The sequence below is a fragment of the Lysinibacillus sp. Y5S-8 genome (assembly GCF_036894365.1).
Lineage (GTDB): Bacteria > Bacillota > Bacilli > Bacillales_A > Planococcaceae > Lysinibacillus > Lysinibacillus fusiformis_D.
Map to the genome: position 1 here is coordinate 4,610,012 of NZ_CP145889.1, position 18,570 is coordinate 4,628,581.

Here is an 18,570-nt window from a genome sequence, read left to right on the forward strand (position 1 = left end):
AGAGGAGGAGAATACATGCCATTAGTTATTGTAGGTATTGGTATTATTGCGCTATTAATTTTAATCATGGGCTTTAAATTAAATACATTTATCTCATTAATCATTGTTTCATTTGGTGTGGCATTGGCTCTTGACATGCCTTTAGATATCATCGTGAAAACGATTGAAGCAGGATTAGGTGGTACGCTAGGTCACTTAGCATTAATATTTGGACTTGGAGCTATGCTTGGCAAGTTAATTGCGGATTCAGGCGGTGCACAGCGCATTGCCATGACCCTTGTAAACAAATTCGGTGAAAAGAACATCCAATGGGCTGTTGTAGCCGCATCCTTTATTATCGGTATCGCTCTTTTCTTTGAAGTAGGGCTTGTGCTATTAATCCCTATTGTCTTCGCCATTTCAAGACAATTAAAAGTTTCTATTTTATATTTAGGAATTCCTATGACAGCAGCCTTATCCGTCACACATGGATTTTTGCCACCACATCCAGGACCAACCGTCATCGCTGGTGAATTCGGGGCAAATATTGGTGAGGTCTTGCTTTATGGCTTTATCATCGCCATTCCAACCGTTATTTTAGCAGGGCCATTATTTACAAAATTGGCGAAAAGATTAGTGCCTGAATCATTCAACAAAACTGGGAATATTGCTTCTTTAGGTGAACAAAAAACATTTGAATTAGAGGATACCCCTAGCTTTGGCATAAGTGTCTTCACTGCACTATTACCTGTGATTTTAATGTCCCTTGCCACTATTATTACACTGCTACAAAAAACAATGGGCTTTGAAGATAATGGCCTCTTAGCAGGTATCCGCTTCATCGGTGAAGCTGGTACGTCCATGCTAATCTCCTTATTAGTAGCTGTTTATACAATGGGAATAGCCAGAAAAATTCCGATTAAGCAGGTAATGGAATCCTGTACAACAGCCATTTCACATATCGGTATGATGCTTTTAATCATTGGGGGCGGGGGCGCCTTTAAACAGGTATTAATCGATGGGGGTGTTGGGGATTACGTTGCCGAGCTATTCCATGGAACTACCTTATCACCGATTTTACTTGCGTGGATAATTGCCGCTATTTTACGTATTTCATTGGGGTCTGCTACAGTGGCTGCTTTAACAACAGCAGGGCTAGTCATTCCAATGTTAGGTCAAAGTGACGTGAATCTCGCTTTGGTTGTGCTGGCAACAGGTGCTGGCAGCTTAATTGCTTCACATGTCAATGATGCTGGTTTCTGGATGTTTAAAGAATATTTTGGGTTAAGCATGAAGGAAACGTTTGCTACATGGACGTTGCTAGAAACAATTGTATCTGTAGCTGGTTTAGGATTTATTTTATTACTTAGTTTATTCGTTTAAGAAATGTAAAAAAGGAGCGAGCACAATGTTAAATACAATAGGCGTTATTGGTTTAGGTGTTATGGGCAGTAATATTGCTTTAAACATGGCTAATAAGGGCGAGCAAGTGGCCGTTTATAATTACACACGAGATTTAACCGACAAACTGCTACAAAAGATCGAAGGACAAGCGCTTACTCCTTACTATGATATCGAAGAGTTCGTACAATCTTTAGAAAAACCAAGAAAGATATTTTTGATGGTGACAGCTGGGAAGGCTATTGATTCCGTTATTCAATCGGTAGTGCCATTCCTTGAAAAAGGCGATGTTATTATGGACGGTGGTAACTCTCACTATCAAGATACAGAGCGTCGATATGATGAATTAAAAGCACAAGAAATCGGTTATTTAGGAATTGGGATTTCAGGCGGTGAAGTGGGCGCATTGACAGGGCCATCTATCATGCCTGGTGGTGATCAGGAGGTCTATGACAAAGTAGCACCTATACTTACAAAAATCGCAGCACAAGTGGATGGTACACCATGCTGTACGTATATAGGTCCTAAAGGTGCAGGCCACTTTGTTAAAATGGTGCATAACGGGATCGAGTATGCTGATATGCAGCTAATTGCTGAGGCCTATACGTTTTTAAGAAAAAATGTAGGATTATCTGTTGAGGAAATTGCTGATACGTTTGAAACATGGAATCAAGGCGAATTAAAAAGCTATTTGATTGAAATTACAGCTGAAATTTTAAGAAAAAAGGATGAAGTAACAGGTTTACCACTAATTGATATGATTCTTGATAAAGCAGGTCAAAAAGGTACTGGGAAATGGACTAGTATGCAATCCATTGATAACGGTATCCCTACATCGATTATTACAGAAGCCTTATTCGCTCGCTATATTTCATCATTAAAAGAGGAGCGGGTTCGAGCCGAAGCTATACTGTCAGGGCCGAACTACAATCCACAAAATCAAGATAAAGATGTTTGGATAGAAAACGTACGTCAAGCCTTATATATGGGTAAAATCTGTGCATATGCACAAGGCTTCACACAATATAAAATGACATCTGAGCTTTACAACTGGAATTTACCATTAAAGGATATTGCTTTAATTTTCCGCAGTGGCTGTATTATTCGTGCAGAGTTTTTAAATGTGATTAGTGAAGCCTACCAACAGCACCCAACACTTGATAATTTACTAATTGACTCTTACTTTGCAGAAAAGACAAAGGACTATCAAAACGGCTTGAGAAAAATAGTTTGTGAAGGCATTCAAGCAGGTAATGCGTTCCCATGTCTAAGTGCTTCTCTCACATATTACGATAGTTATCGAACAGGCTCATCTAATGCGAACATGTTACAAGCACAACGTGATTATTTTGGCGCCCATATGTATGAGCGTACTGATGCAGAAGGTGTTTTCCATACGAATTGGTAATTAAAAAGCTAAAATATACATCATTCCTTCCATGAATGATCGTATATTTTAGCCCTTTTTATTCTAAATAAACATGTACTCGATTACGCCCTGCCTGCTTTGCTCCATACAGTGCTTTATCCGCTTTATTTAAAAGCTGATACAATGTCTCTTCTTCATTTGTTCCTTCAGCCACTCCACAGCTAATGGTAGCGTAAATAGCCCCCTCAATAGTCATAAGAGGTTGTGTTTCTACACTGTGACAAAGCTGCTTAGCTAATGCTTGCCCCTTAGACAATGAATAGCCCTTGAGTGCAAGAACAAATTCCTCACCACCATATCTTGCAAAAAGCTCGCCTTTTTTCAATTGACTCTGACAAACCTGTACAACATGAACAAGTAGCTGATCGCCGACAGCATGACCATACGTATCATTGACACTTTTAAAATAATCAATGTCCATTAATACTACTGTAAATGCTGTTGATGATGCTCTTATCTCGCTGAAGGCTTGATTACATTGTTGAAAAAATGCTCGACGATTATAGATTTGTGTCAGTTCATCATAATAAGCCTGTTGTTCTAACATCCGTTGTAGCTTCTTTAACTCTGTAATGTCGGTGAAAATGAGTAAATGCCCATTACCATGATTAACATGCCGTAGCGCTGATATGCGTACCTGGTAAGTATGACTCATAAGATCAAGCTCTATTTCTTGCGTATTCATCGTCGTCTCTAATGTAAATGGCATCGTTTGCCCAGTTACTTCAAGCCATAGCTTCCTAAAATCCACACCAAACATAGACCGAGTTAGTTGAGGGAACACCTTGCTACATGCTTGATTAAACTCTATTAATCGAAACGACTCATCTAACACAACGACCCCATCATTGATACTTTGGAATATAGCATCTTTGGCAACAGGCATTACACTAAATAAACGTGAGGAATTAATAGACCATAAATACAACAGAGAAGAAATCCATAAGACCATTGGAACAGGGTCAACCCCTTGAGGTGTTAGACCCAATAAGTATATAAAAGCAGTGATCATAGGAATTAACTGACCACACATTAAGGCAATCAGTTGTTGGCGATAAGTTTTACTTGTTTCTTTCCAATACTTTACTATTAGTAAAAAGGATACAAACATACAGCCAAACGTAAATATACCATGAATGATATACCATATACCGATTTCCTGATAAACATAAGGAGCCCCTAGCACGGGATCAATTTCAAATATCTTATAATGAAAATGGTGCATATCATTTGTAGCAACCATTATTAAGCTAATAAAAGGGATAACTAGAAGGGCCATTATCTTTTTCCTTGTCAAATGAAAGCCCAAATATTGCATGATAAACAATAAACCGAGCGGCGTTGAAAAAGCCATACCTACATATTGAATGGCTGTCCAAAACTTTATTGCGTCCAGTGTTGTAGCTATTAAACCAAAAGCAGAGGCAAAACAATATACCGTAATTAACGCCGTATACCCTATAAACAATTGCGCAATTTTTGCGTAATTGTAGCGTTGTAGAAATACGTATAAACATAAATACAAATTTAGAAAACCCGATGTACAGCTAAGAGTAATAAAAGCAGTCAATTGCGAATTCATGTCTATGTACCTCTTTAAATTTTTTATTTTTAATGTAGCATACATGCAAAATTTTGTGGATTTATTTATTATCTAAAATGATAAGAGAATGTTAAGGAGTACCCATATGACGAATAAGGACAACCTAGAAATCATTTTCCATTCTGATTCAGCTGAAAGCCTAACACACCCCTTTTATAAAAAACAAATCGTTTTTACAGGGGCTCTTTCTACAATGACCCGTTCAGAGGCTGCCAAACAAGTAAAAGCCTGTGGAGGGTCCTTACAGGGAGCTGTTACACAGCAAACGGATTTCGTCATTCTTGGAGATAAACGTCGTGGCATCAGTAGCAAACAGCATAAGGCTGAACAGCTAGTTACTCAAGGGCACGACATCCAAATACTGATAGAGGACGATTTTTTATGGCTTATTTCAATACCAAAGGAAATTGACAAGTAAAAAGAGTATGTAAGATTTCACCTCTTACATACTCTTTTATGTCTATATTATTGTTTTTATCAATAAAATAAATTCTAGATTAACTATTTATTGACCTTAGGCGCTGGATAATCAAAGCCTTTTGTATCCACTTCTATCTTTTTCATTTGCTGATCTTCTAGCGGCTTATCTGTGGCATCTCGCTCAACCGCAACAATGGCATCGACTGTTTCCATACCCTCGATCACTTTCCCAAAAGCAGCATAATCCCCATCAAGATGCGATGCTTCCTTTACCATAATGAAAAATTGTGAACCTGCAGAATTAGGATCTTGCGAACGAGCCATCGAAATAACACCACGTTCATGCTTCATATTATTGTCAAATCCATTTGATGAAAACTCACCATCAATTGAATAATCAGGTCCACCAGTACCATTCCCTAAAGGATCTCCACCTTGAATCATAAAATCAGGAATTACACGCTGGAAAATAAGACCATCATAAAATCCTTCTTTCACTAAGGATATAAAATTAGCGACTGTATTTGGGGCGACAGTAGGTTCTAATTCAATGACAATTTTTTCATCATTGCTCATCGTAATCGTCACAATTGGATTTTCCTTCACTTCCGCCGCATAATCCACTGTGTCTCCTTCAGATTTTGCTTTGTCTTTAGCGGTACCACAGCCTGTTAAAACAAAAGTGATTGCTAGTAATGATAACACTAAATAAATACCTTTATTACGTGTGAACATATTTTTCAGCTCCTCTACTTAACCATCTATTCATTATAAAACTATCCAATTGCTTAAGACAAATAAATCCAATGCTCCTATCGTTTCTTCCTTATTGACCCGATATTTAGTTTGTAATACTATACTCATCTCGAGCCTTATTCTATTAAAAACAAGTACCAGCCTCCTTTATGACTGGTACCTAATTTGATTACTAAGTGAGTTCATGTTAAAAATACACCTGACTCTAATAAATGAGAATTCCTTTGTCTAAAACAGATTGATTTTGAACCTGATTTCCTAAAATATATAGCCTTTTTAGGTTAGGCATATTCACTAAAGGCTCTACATCTGAAATAGCGTTATTTTCTAAATGAAGCTCCTCGATTTGTTGCCAATTTTTCATAAAATGTAACGATTGAAGTGAACTATCCTGTAATGTGAATGAACGTAAAGCTGAAAGGCCAGCAAAGTAAGGCATGATCTTATCAACCTCATCTATCCAATCACTATTACCTATTTGAATCGATACATCATTCAAAGTTAAATGTTCCAGCACGTTGTTTGTTAATGGTTGTTGACTATTAAATTGAAAATTGCATTCAGAACAATTTAATATCTTTACGTGCTGTAAATTGAATAAGTCACCTGTTTCTTCATAAAAAATGGTCTCGTTAAAATGAATTGTTTGCAAACTAGGTAAGTCATTTAAGGAACGAACGTCCGTGAAAACCCCATACTCCTTGACTGTAAGCTTTTCTAGCTGTGGGTATTTCAGAAATGCTGCACCATTCAATTGCGATTCCGATCCACTTATATAAACAGTCAAATCTTTTAAAGTGGGTGCCTCTAACTTTTGTATAAAAGAACCCTTTAGCTCTGCCTTCTTCAAATTGGGTGCTGTAATCGGCGATGTATCGCCATAATAACCAGCTAATGATAACTCAGTGAGTGATGTCAGACTGTTCACAATATCAAGCAATTCAAATTGACCTGGAGAAGATAAACGTAGCTTTGTCAAAGATGATTTATTTCTAAGCTTTTCTAAATTGGCAATGTTCATATTTTCGAGATCAAGCGATTGTAGGTTAGGAATATTTTGTAAAAAATCAAGCGTTTTTAAATTTCTTACCGATGTAAGCTTCAATTCTTGTAATTGATTCAGTGAATAGAATGAGCTAAAATCGGTCGCTTCACTATTGTCTATCGCTAACGACTCTAAATCAGTTAATGTAGACAACCACTTCAAATCATTGAAAAATTTTAAAGACAATGATTTTAGTGACAATTTATTAAGAAGCTCAAAATCCTTAACTTCTTCAGTCACATAAGATATTTCAAGTGATTGGAGATTCGGAAACTCTAATAATAAAGCAAGTTCCTCATTACTTCGAATTTGGATAGAGAGCTCTTCAATATTAGACTTATCGCTAAAATATTCCGCAATTTTACTAAATGATTCATTAAAGCTACCTGTATAGCTTTTTAAGTTTTTCAGATGTCGAAAGCTTACCTTTTCACTTTGTGCTATTTCATAATCATTCATGAGCTTCAATACAGTTAGTCCAGTAAAGGCTTCAAAGTCTTTTTGTTCGATTTCTTGCGTATTTAATAACTTATCCATCATGGTATAGGTAGAAATTTCAGCTTCCTTATTTGTAAATGGATCGTCTAGACTGTAATCAAAATGCCATTGATCATCAGAATAGTAGGGGGCCAAATATCGAATACTTGCAATCTCTTCTTTAGTTGGCATTGCTCCACCCTTATCAAAAATGTCCCTTAAAAAGAATAGAAGCACTTCACTTTCAGGCATTGTTCGAACAGCTATTTCTTCACGGTTTCCATGCTCTGTTTGATTACTACTAAAAAGAAAATACCCAAGAAAGGCACACAAGAAGACAATCGGTACAATAAGAAGTGCCTTTAAATTCGTTTTGGGACGTGTAGCTGTATTAGGAGCAGCTGTACCATAATAATGATTAATCGTTTGATCTACATAATAGACTTTATTTTCTTTCAGCATTATTTCAGTTTCACAAAAAGGACATTTAAATGATTGCCCTTCTTTATATTCAATTTTCCCATTACAATTCGGACAATTTAGTTGAATTAATTCCACTGGCAGTCCCTCCCCAGCTCTATTTTTCATTAAGCTTAGTTGTCTGAAAAATAAATGTCAATATTTCTATGAAATACTAATTATATCTTTTACCATGTTCAAGACCCTAAACGGCAGCGAGTACCTATCAAGGTTTTTCACCTTTTCCTTCTCATCAAATTTCCCACTTTCAAATAAGATACCGTTTCTTGTATCAAGCTAAGCCCCTAACTATGTAGAAGGACAGTAAATATGGTATCTTTTTGCAAAGGTATTATTTTCGAAAGTGAGGATTTTCATCAATGCATCAACATAATTTTTGGCTTGATTTACCACGGCCATTTTTCATTTTAGCACCCATGGAGGATGTGACAGATGTTGTATTTCGTCATGTCATTAGTGAAGCGGGGAGGCCTGATGTATTTTTTACGGAATTCACCAATACAACAAGCTATTGTCAACCTGGCGGCTTCGAAAATGTACGTAACCGCTTAGCCTTCACGGAAGATGAGCAGCCAATTGTTGCCCATATTTGGGGAGACACCCCTGAGCACTTTCGCCAAATGAGCATCGGTATGAAGGAGCTAGGCTTTAAAGGTATCGATATTAATATGGGGTGCCCGGCCGATAATGTGGCTGAGAGAGGTAAAGGAGCCGGCTTAATTCTTCACCCTGAACTAGCCTCAGAAATAATTCAAGCAGCAAAAGCAGGTGGCTTACCTGTTAGTGTAAAAACAAGACTTGGCTTTACAGATGTAGCAGAGTGGCGTGCGTGGCTCACTCATATTTTTAAACAGGATATAGCTAATCTTTCTATCCATCTTCGGACACGAGAAGAAATGAGCAAGGTCGCAGCACACTGGGAATTAATTGCAGACATCAAAAAGCTACGCGATGAAATTGCTCCTAAAACGTTGCTGACAATCAATGGAGATATTCCTGACCGTTTAACAGGTCTAAAACTAGTGGAGCAATACGGCATCGATGGAGTCATGATTGGCCGAGGCGTATTTTCAAACCCATTTGCTTTTGAAAAAGAGCCGTCAGAGCATAACGCCAAAGAGTACCTTAACTTACTATACTTGCACCTCAACCTTCATGATCACTACTCTAAGGAATTCGAAATGCGTTCATTTAAAGCATTGCAACGTTTCTTTAAAATATATGTGCGCGGCTTTAAAGGCGCTAGTCAATTACGAGTTCAATTACTAAGTGCAAATTCCACCGATGAAGTACGTGATCTTCTAGCAGCCTACACTGCTGAGTAAATCTTCAAATAAGATACGACATACGTTAAAGGAGACTGGCTATAAGCCAATCTCCTTTTTGCTTTACTTGTAATACATATTAAACCTCAAAAGGGGGTGCGAATACGCAGAAATTTGTGTCCACTGTGGTGTCCGCGTAAACATATGGACTAGCTTTACAATAAAAAAATAGGCATATTCATTTAATCTGAATATGCCTAACTATTAAAAATGTATTACTTGCTTAAGAAGATGATGATGCCAATAAAATTTGTGTTTAGCATCCTTAGTTTTTACTTAAACTTAATTTTCTCTTCCGAAGCTCCTTTAGTATATGTTATGTTTGCTCCAACAGGTAAATTTCGAATTTCTTTTACATTTTCCCCTTCAATAATAATTTCACCCATTTTCGTTCCTTTAAAGTCAATAATCGCATTTCCTTTTTTGGGACTAATCGTTACCGTTTTGTCTGCAAATCCTTCACCATGGAATTCGGCATATTGACTAAATACCGCAATCCCATTTTTAATATTTGTATTTTCCCCTAACGTTAACGAAACACTTGGGCGATTCACTATTAATTTACCTGTTTTGTAGTTATTAAAGCTATATACATTTTCAGGTAATACTGGTGTTGGTATTTCTTCTTTCCCTGCCTTCAAATCAATTTGAACTAATACTGGGTCATGATCCGATGCACGGCCTTGTGCTTCTGTAAAGTTGGCATTAATGTGAATCAAGTCAATTTCGGTAACATCAGCAAGATTATTCGAAACTAAAATATGATCCAACACTTGATTGTTCCCTTGGAAGAAGTACGTAAAACGGTCTTTTTCTGGGGCTTTATCTACCATATTCGTTAAAACATCACCTTTTAACGTTTCAAGTGCTGGTGTGAATTCAAAGTCATTCATGTCCCCTGCTACAATGATATTTAAATTCGGATTCATTGCAAGACCTTTATCGATAAAGTCATTGATGGCTTGAGCAAGCTGAAGACGTTTCGTTACTGATTCTAATACTGGCGGCTGTGTTGGCCCCCAAAGTGAACCATCCCCACCTTTAGAATTTAAGTGAGCTCCAATAATGACTACACGCTCTTCCTGAAATTCAAATTCCGCTGCAATTGGTTTACGTGTATCTACAAATTTTGATGGATCAACAAAGCCAGGATTTAAGGCAAGACCTCCATCTGCTGTCCACGTATTCGCTTGGTCACCCACTCCCTTTATACCTGTCACTAATGAAACACGCGTCGGGTTATATAAGTAGCCTACACGAATATTACCACCAGGTGCTCCACCTACTGTATTGTTAATTGGCATGACATCAATCCAATCATAGGCAGGACCACCCGCAGCTTTAATTGCATGAATTAATCGCATGTAGCTTTCCGATGCATCAGCATTTCCTGAATCAATTTGCCCATCATTATCTTGTACTTCGACTAATGTAATGATATCTGGTGACTTCATGTTTTTTACAAATGTCGCTGCAATTCTGTCTACTTTTTCATTTGATGTATTGGCAACATTATTCGAAAAGTTTTCGATATTATAAGAAGCAACATTTAACTTGTCCGCTACTGGTTCAAGATGCGTCACTTCTTGTTGAAGATTTGCCTTTGTCACTTCCGGGAAGACCTTATTCGTGTTCAGTCGATAGCCATCTGTAAAATTTTCTACAAATCCGATAAGCGCTTCATTAAAACGATCACCTGAATCATAATTTTTCCCTGCTACCCCTTCAAGCATAATTTTTTCAGGGTTATAATCGTCGACAGCAATATTTAAACCACCATTCACATTAAATGTATTATTTGTTGTGCTCGGTACAACAATTGGTGAATCATTATTATAAATCGGTCCAATTACTCTCGCATCCGGGAATGATACCCGCATATACTCGATGGATTCCCAAAAATCGATGCCATCTTCTTGTGGGTCAAAAATTACAAAGCCATCATTATCGATAATTTTATTAGGTGGGAAAAGGTCCTCCCCTATCACAAGAGCTTCTGGAATTACTGCCGTACCCGTTTTTGTAATATTTGTTGCTGAAATTTGCGTATCTGTCAATCGAGAGTTTCCACCTGCTTCTATTACATTTCCTGCTACTTTAATAACTTCCCCTACTTTTACATTATGTGCCGACTTATTTACCTTGATTGCTGTTGATTTTACACCATCGAACGTCGACTCGTTTTCTTGCATAATAAAGCTAGTTGAATTGATAACGAATGTAACAATTCCCTCTACATCATTTACTGTTAAATCGACATATGGTGATTTATGGCTTGCCCCTTGAATATCGCTAATCTTTGCATTTTTAGTATCAATAATTTCATAAACAAATGTAGCAATCGCACTGTTCGTTAAACCTTCTTTTACCGCAATCGCTTTAATCGACATTGGTTTATTAACAAGAATTTCTCCTGTATACTTTGTACTGGCTGTAGTTGGTGTTGAGCCATCCACTGTGTAATAAATGGTTGCACCCTCTGTCATTGTAGAAAGTGAGACTTTCGTGCCCGCTGTTACGCCCCCAACGTGAGAGGCTTTGATATCCTGAACCTTTGTTACATCTTCAATAATGCGTATCGGAAGCAGTTGGTGGTTTGTATATTGACCAATAATTCCTGTAATTTCCCCATACGTTTTTCCACTCACTAAACCTGAGTCACGTGTTTTATCGTAAATAGCAAATGTACCTACATCATCTGTTCCGGTAAAGTTTTGACCTGAACCAGTAATGGCAACATTTTTAATCGTTACTAATTTCGATTCATTATCTTCTGCAACCTCAATACTTTTAAAAATGTGTGGCTCTGGTATTGTCGAAGGAATAGGCATGCCAACAAGCGAAATATTCATTAATTGCTTTAGTCCGCTATATTCAGCTACTTGACCTTGCACCGTCACCCGATCACCGACATTAGCAGAAAGACTATCTACAGGATAAATGGCTATCGCCGCACCATCTTCATCTTGAATGTGCGCTGTAGCAGTTTCTAATTTTGCTGTTACAATACCTGATACGATGACATTTTGTCCGATTTCTTTATGACGAGCTTCCGTAATGGAAATAACTGCTGGCTGTTCTTTAACTGCATAATGAAAGGACGCTATTTCACTATCGTTTAAGCTTGTTGCAGTAGCAAATGCTTTGATCGTCATTGCTTCATTGACAACAATGCCAGTTGCCGCATCATAAACCGTACTAGCTGTAGAAGGTTCAGAACCATCTATCGTGTAATAGATTGTTGCATTTGGCGTATCTGTAGACAATGTTACTTTTGTTCCTGCATAGACTTCGCCTGATGCTGGAACAGCTTTAATATTCGCTACTTGTGTTGGCTCATAATTTAATACTAATTGGAAGCTTTTCGCGCTTAACGTTTTTAATTGATAAGTCCCGTTAAAAATTGAAGCAATCCCTGTCACGGTAATCACATCATTGTTATTGAACCCATCTGCTTCAAATTGAGAGAACTGATAGCCTGTACGGTTATCATGGCGAATTAACAGCTCGTTATATGCTGCATCGACTGCTTTAAATTCAAATGTACCAGACGTACCAGATGGCTTTAAATCTTTAATCTTCATATTTTCAAGTGTAATTAATTCACCTTGTATACTGTCATCAATCGGTAGATTCACTGTTTGTGGTGCTGGTGCTGTCCCATTTGAAATCCGTTCAATTATCGGTGAATTAAATTGAACTTCTCCGCTATATAAACTCGTTTTCCCTGTGATTTTGACAATATCTCCAACAGCTAAGCTCCCTGCTTCTGGAGAACTGGAGAAAACATATACTCCTGCTGAATCATCCTGTACATAGAAGGCCTTACCTCCCCAGCTACCAGGTGTTGTCGTAACCGTCCCTTGAATTTGGACTGTGCGGTCCGTTCCAACCGCTGCACGAGCTTCAGCAATTGTTAATTCAGAAGTTTGATCCAATTGATTGACCGCTTCTCCCATTCCAATAGCTTCTGTCGTTTCCGCCTTTACAATTGTTAAGTAAGGCAAAATCATAGAAATTACAAGTAAAAATGATAAAGCTATCTTGGAAACGATATTGCATTCATATTTCTTCATTCGTTTAGCTCCTTATGATTTTTTATCTATGCAATAAATCTTTTCTCTATCTTACAAAGGAATTTACTAGAAGTTATTATTCAATTATTGTGTTCCCTTCAACGGTTAACCCATCTAAACTAATATTCACATTTGGCGCATCAATGATTAAATCCCCTGCAATAGTACCAGTACTACCAGATGGCATTAAAGAGTACCTTCCTGAAGCTGTAGGTACTGTTAGCGTTACATTCCCAGTCAAGGTTTGACCATTCAAATCAATCATTACTAAATCTGTTAGCGTTACATCTGCAGTCACTGGAGCTGTTAACCTAATCAAGTCTCCTGCTTTAGCTTTATTTAATGCTTGTTTTAATTCCTCCGCATTCTTTACATTAAATTCATTCACTTTTTCTGGTGGAATAACCGGATCGGGTGCCACATTTCCTCCACCTGTGTTTGGAACCCCTGTACTTGGCGAAGAACCTCCAATAATGGCTTTAATTTGGGAAGCAACCGAGGCATAGTTGGTCATAATTTTTGTTACCGTTGAACCTGCTGGAATCGACAAGTCATTTATTAGTAAACCTGAACCGATTGTAATTCGGGCATCAGCGTTTAGAACCGTTAAATATTTCACTAAACCAACAGCATTCAATTCTAACTCCACTGCAGTAGGAAGCAACAATCGTTCAAACTTTACATTCCCAGTCATATTCAGTTTTGCTGTAGATTCAATTGTTACCTTCGTTGCTGATCCATCAATATTTATAGCAGCAATGGGAGCTGCTATGATAATTTCAGGAATCACCGTGTCCGTCACAATCGAAATATTTTGACGCTTGACTTGTACTTTTTCTGTGTGCGAATTTTTGATTTTCAATACAAGTGTACTTTGACCATCGATTGCATCAGCTATAATTAAATCGCCAGTAATTGTAGCACCATCAAATTCCATTTTCCTCTTAACATTTGAGGTAATGGTTACATTTCCTGTAACTGATACATTTTTAACGGTCACACCATCTGCGTTAATCGTTATCGAATCGAGCGTTGCATTTGTATTGAATACAACGCCCATCTCTGCTGAACCTGCCTTATTTAAAACAACATTATTTACTTTTGTTATAACCCCATTTTCAATAGTTGCTGTAATTTTTGCTCCTGTTAGTGCGGTTTTATTTTTAGTTGTAAAAATTGACTTTACTGAATCACCAAATAAATAAGTTTTACCATTAATAGCAATTTCATTCGCTGTATATTTTTCAACTTTAAACGTTACACTTTGAGAAGGGTGAGTAGTCGGATTACTAACAGCTTCTGAACGAGTAATAAATGCAGCCAGTTGTCCTCGTGTTACATTGGAAGAACCATCAAATAATGTAGCTGTCTTACCAGTCGTTACGTTGTTTTCATATAAAGCAGCAATCGCTTCTTTATAATCTGCACGCACATCAGTGAACGGTAATGAATTCGTATTTGAAGCTTTTAAATTAAAAGCGTTCGCTACAATTTTTGCTACATGGTTACGTTGAATAAATTCATCCTGACGGAATGTTCCATCCTCATAACCATTAATAATCCCCTTTTGCTTTAATGCAGCAATTGCACCAAAATATACATGATTAGTAGGAATATCTTTAAAGTTTGGATTGCTAACATTCGATGTATTCAGTCCTAATACACCCGCAATAATTTTAGCAGCTTGTCCACGTGTTATGTTTTGCTCAGGTTTAAATGTCCCATCTTGGAACCCATTAATAATGCCACGATCATTTAAATTTTTAACCTCGTCATAAAATGGATGCGTTCGTTGTACATCCTTGAAACTACTAGCTTCAGATGCAATCGGTGCTACTACTACCGCTGAAGCCGTTAATGCCATTGCTGTTATTGCTTTTAAATACTTCGATTTTCCCCATTTACGCATACTTAGAGTAATACCTCCCCATTCCTATTTCATAAGGATGATTTTGAATCCAATCAATAAAATTAATTGTAATTATTAAACATTGACAAAATATTGTTTAACATAGTAATTTTAACAGAAAAATAATAAATACATTGTTATTTAACGTTAATATTCTAAATCTTTCGTAAAATTTTTATATTAAACTTTTACAATAATTATTTAGAATAGTAGTTTTATAATAACACCTCATTTTCTGTAATTACATTTTCACATGAACTAAAGCGCAATTGTGCCTCACCTCTATTAGACATTGAAAGGCCCGACACAAAAGTAAAACCTCTACAACTTTTGTACGGGAGGGCTGAAATAAACGAGGAATCGGCACATTTGCCCAAACGTAGACAATACTCTTACCTTAAAGTTAACCACAATGTCATATCCTTAATAGGAAAAAAGCCAGTGAGTATCCATCTCGCACTGACCTAAAAAAAAGAGACAAATAAAAACACCTTTCGTTGAAAAACGGGTATTGAATACCAAACAATCAACGTGGAGGTGTTTTTTCTATGGGTACTAAACCAATCTCCTTTTTACTTTACTTGTAATACATCTCAAAAGATTATCGACTACAGATTCTCTTCTGAACATTCTTTATTGACCATCTTTTTATTGTCAGTATGAATGCTTTTCATTCCTTCAAAAAACGAATACTCTTCCCTTAAACATTTCTCTAACTCTTCGTTATCCTGCGGAAGCTGTGCTAAGTAATGTTTAGAAAAAAGAATCCTTTTTTGGATTTCTTGTTGGTTCTGTGTTGTCGTTCCGTGTCCTGGTATATGGGTTGTTATTTGATGATGCAGTAAAATATCTTCAGCTTTACGAATAGTATTGACATAGTCTTTATAACTGCTAAAGATGAAAGGAAACTCAATATCTGACAAGTAATCTCCCGAAAGAAATAGCCCATACGGCTCTATCACTGTAAATAAACCATCATTCGTATGACCAGGTGCTTGATAAAATGTCATAGTTATCGAATCTAACTCTAATGTTTGCCCATCCTCTGAAACGACAATATCTACTGTTGGATATACAGGGGAATAGCTCCTCTGTATATAATAGCTTTGATCAAATTGTTTGATTTTTTGAATGCTTTTTGCTTTGTTCGGATTTTCATCAAATTGTTTAGATGCAATTACCTTTGCTTCTGGAAAGGCCCCTGAACCAATAATATGGTCAAAATCGCTATGAGTGTAAATAATATATAGTTGCTTATCACCCTTCATTTTGTTTATGTAAGCCTGAATTTCTTCAATTTCGCTAGGTAACCAATTAGGATCTGTCATAATTATCGCTTCATTCGTTTGAATGATAGCCGAAGTAGTCATATACAATGCACTTTGAAAAACAGTAATATTATCTTTTTGGAATTGAATCATCATGAACCTTCCTTTTCCCCTTTTAAAAGGGAGCATCTTTAAGTGAGTATTTTAGATTTTGAACAGGAATTTCTTAATTTATAGAGTTCAAGCAAAATCAGTAAATTCCTTCTTTAAGTAAAAGTAGAAGGTACTAGGAATTATTCTTTGTGTACATATTTAATACAAAAGCATCTTTATTGATATCCTTTTAGGATTAGCAACAGAATGTGATTTCTCTGTAGTTTTGTCGATTTTGGGAATCCATTCATTCCGATTTAATCTAGAAAGATTTTTTCTCGCTAAAATATTTTATGATATGATGTTTAGGTTGTTTATCTACTACACATTTATATTCATCTTAGAAAGAGGTATCTATGCACAACTCACAATTATCCAAGCGACATTGGTTACTCATTTTAACACTTACGTTATTGACATTTGTACTAGGGACAAGCGAATTTGTTATAGTCGGAATCTTAACCGATATTTCCTCAAGCCTTCAAATGACTAATGCAAAAGCAGGCACACTCGTTTCTGCATTTGCCATTACATTTGCTATTGCCACACCACTAGTGATGTCAGCAACAAGTCATTTTCCAAAGCGTAAATGGATGTTGTTTTTGATCCTTTCTTTCATCGTCCTCAATGCTTTTTGCGTCATTTCAACGAGCTACATCATGCTCCTTGTACTTCGTATTATGACAGCGATTGTAACAGGAGTATTAATCTCTCTAGCCATGATTGTTGCAAGCGAAACCATGCCGATAAACAAACGCGGTCTTGCTATATCATTCGTTTTTGGTGGCTTCACACTAGCAAATGTCGTTGGAGTGCCAATTGGTATTGTAATCGCAGACTGGTATGGTTGGAATGCCACTTTCATGTTAACAACCTTTCTAGGTGGTTTGGCGTTTTTGGCATCCTTTTTTGTCTTACCTAATCAACTCAGCCAAGTACGTAGTTCGATACGGGATCAGTTTTCTTTAATGATCAAGCCGCGTATTTTAATGGCTTTTTTCATTCCTGCTCTAGGATTTGGGGCAACTTACGCTGTCTTTACGTACCTTGTTCCTATTTTGAAGGGAATGGGAGCACCAAATAATTCTATTAGTCTAATCTTATTTGGTTATGGGTTTATTTCGATTTTCAGCAATATCCTCGCCAGTAAAATTGCCAGTCATAATGCTATCGGTCGCCTTCGCTTTGTTTTTCTTGTGCAGGCTATTGTTCTGACAAGTTTATTTTGGACTACAAATCATTTTATTTTAGGGCTGGTCAATATTGGCTTAATGTCATTAATGGCTATCCTCTTAACAACATCTACTCAGCTTTATTTAATAGACCTCGCTGAAATTTACCAACCAAGTGCGAAAGGATTGGCTGCTTCACTTATGCCCGTAGCAAGTAACGTAGGTATCGCTTTTGGTTCTGCATTAGGGGGAATTGTCTATCATCAGGGAAATTTAATGAATGTTACATGGGTCGGTGGGATTGTTGCCGTCTGTGCAAGTTTGCTAACTTTTCTTAGTCACCATTTAGATCAAAAACTAGAAAAATCAGCATAAAAATGATAGAAACAATTGAAAATGCAATAAGACCTTTAAAATTAAACTAGGCAGATTCGCTTTATAATGCGAATCTGCCTGTTTTACTTATAGCTCTATCTCGTCAAAATAAACGGCATCTCTTATGAAATATGCCTAATGAATGTTTTCAACGAGTTATCCTGTAGTTAGATGTTTTTCTTTCATTGTACCAACTTGATTTAAAATCATTGCGCCAAACATTTGAATAATCGTCTTCACAACAATTTGTCCAAAAATGGCGGCTGGTACGGCTTCCCAAGGTAATATATTAGCTCCAAGTGGACTCAAGCCGATTACTACGAAAATTGCAGAATCCAAAAATCCTCCAACAAGCCCACTGTAGAACACACGCCAAGCCATTGGTAATTTTAATCGAGTATAGATTTCTGTATCAGCTGTTTCAGCGACAACAAATGATAGTGCTGACGCTACCACAATCAAAAGTGTATCCCCCAGTAGGAATGACACTACTGCTGATAAAATTAAAGCTGTAATAATAAATAAATACGTCTTTGCTCTACCATATTTATTTTGTACAAGGTCCCGAAAAATAAAGGTTGCCCCAATTAAAAACGTCCCCATTGGAACAATAAACATACCAAAGTGCAATGGTGCAAATGCTGCCGTTACTACATTAGCGATGACAATAGATAATAAATAAAACAATATTCTCATACTACT

Annotated in this window: 12 protein-coding genes; 5 read left to right on the forward strand and 7 right to left on the reverse strand. The window is 36.9% G+C overall.

Translation table 11 applies throughout. From position 1 onward, the window contains the following. The first annotated feature begins 15 nt into the window (after window positions 1–15). Both V6670_RS22675 and gnd read left to right on the forward strand, forming a co-directional pair. The gene (locus tag V6670_RS22675) at window positions 16–1,362 is read left to right on the forward strand and encodes a GntP family permease (RefSeq protein ID WP_141904567.1); all 1,347 of its coding nucleotides are present in this window, start codon (window positions 16–18) and stop codon (window positions 1,360–1,362) included. A 25-nt stretch (window positions 1,363–1,387) separates the two neighbouring features. Then, complete coding sequence (gene gnd, locus V6670_RS22680; RefSeq protein WP_338652171.1) at window positions 1,388–2,788, forward strand: decarboxylating NADP(+)-dependent phosphogluconate dehydrogenase; 1,401 nt, start codon at window positions 1,388–1,390, stop codon at window positions 2,786–2,788. A 58-nt stretch (window positions 2,789–2,846) separates the two neighbouring features. Here gnd and V6670_RS22685 read toward each other — a convergent pair whose 3' ends face one another. Then, window positions 2,847–4,391, reverse strand: a complete 1,545-nt coding sequence (locus V6670_RS22685; protein WP_141904569.1) for a histidine kinase N-terminal 7TM domain-containing protein — start codon at window positions 4,389–4,391, stop codon at window positions 2,847–2,849. Window positions 4,392–4,497: 106 nt separating this feature from the next. Between V6670_RS22685 and V6670_RS22690 the strand changes: the two genes are divergently transcribed. Then, entirely contained in the window at window positions 4,498–4,830 is a 333-nt protein-coding gene (locus tag V6670_RS22690; RefSeq protein WP_141904570.1) for a BRCT domain-containing protein, read from the forward strand. Between the two features lie 83 nt (window positions 4,831–4,913). Here the strand turns inward: V6670_RS22690 and V6670_RS22695 are convergent, their stop codons facing one another. Beyond that, window positions 4,914–5,567 (reverse strand): peptidylprolyl isomerase, encoded by a 654-nt coding sequence (locus V6670_RS22695; protein WP_338652172.1) that lies wholly within the window; start codon window positions 5,565–5,567, stop codon window positions 4,914–4,916. Between the two features lie 226 nt (window positions 5,568–5,793). Further along, window positions 5,794–7,668, reverse strand: a complete 1,875-nt coding sequence (locus V6670_RS22700) for a leucine-rich repeat domain-containing protein (protein ID WP_338652173.1) — start codon at window positions 7,666–7,668, stop codon at window positions 5,794–5,796. A gap of 281 nt (window positions 7,669–7,949) precedes the next feature. Between V6670_RS22700 and V6670_RS22705 the strand changes: the two genes are divergently transcribed. Further along, on the forward strand, window positions 7,950–8,915 hold the full coding sequence (locus tag V6670_RS22705) for a tRNA-dihydrouridine synthase (protein WP_141904573.1): 966 nt from the start codon (window positions 7,950–7,952) through the stop codon (window positions 8,913–8,915). Between the two features lie 272 nt (window positions 8,916–9,187). On the opposite strand, the gene V6670_RS22710 is transcribed toward V6670_RS22705, so the two are convergent. The 3 genes from V6670_RS22710 to V6670_RS22720 form a co-directional block, all read right to left on the reverse strand. After that, entirely contained in the window at window positions 9,188–12,991 is a 3,804-nt protein-coding gene (locus tag V6670_RS22710; RefSeq protein WP_338652174.1) for a chitobiase/beta-hexosaminidase C-terminal domain-containing protein, read from the reverse strand. A 76-nt stretch (window positions 12,992–13,067) separates the two neighbouring features. After that, window positions 13,068–14,900, reverse strand: coding sequence for an S-layer homology domain-containing protein (locus tag V6670_RS22715; protein WP_338652175.1), 1,833 nt, complete (start codon window positions 14,898–14,900; stop codon window positions 13,068–13,070). A 608-nt stretch (window positions 14,901–15,508) separates the two neighbouring features. Next, entirely contained in the window at window positions 15,509–16,321 is an 813-nt protein-coding gene (locus V6670_RS22720) for an MBL fold metallo-hydrolase (RefSeq protein ID WP_338654731.1), read from the reverse strand. 356 nt (window positions 16,322–16,677) lie between these two features. Here V6670_RS22720 and V6670_RS22725 point away from each other — a divergent pair, with 356 nt between their 5' ends. After that, window positions 16,678–17,868, forward strand: coding sequence for an MFS transporter (locus tag V6670_RS22725; RefSeq protein WP_036119412.1), 1,191 nt, complete (start codon window positions 16,678–16,680; stop codon window positions 17,866–17,868). Window positions 17,869–18,024: 156 nt separating this feature from the next. Here V6670_RS22725 and V6670_RS22730 read toward each other — a convergent pair whose 3' ends face one another. Continuing rightward, a complete protein-coding gene (locus V6670_RS22730; protein ID WP_101966857.1) occupies window positions 18,025–18,564 on the reverse strand; it encodes a VUT family protein in 540 nt (179 codons plus the stop codon). Window positions 18,565–18,570 lie beyond the last annotated feature (6 nt).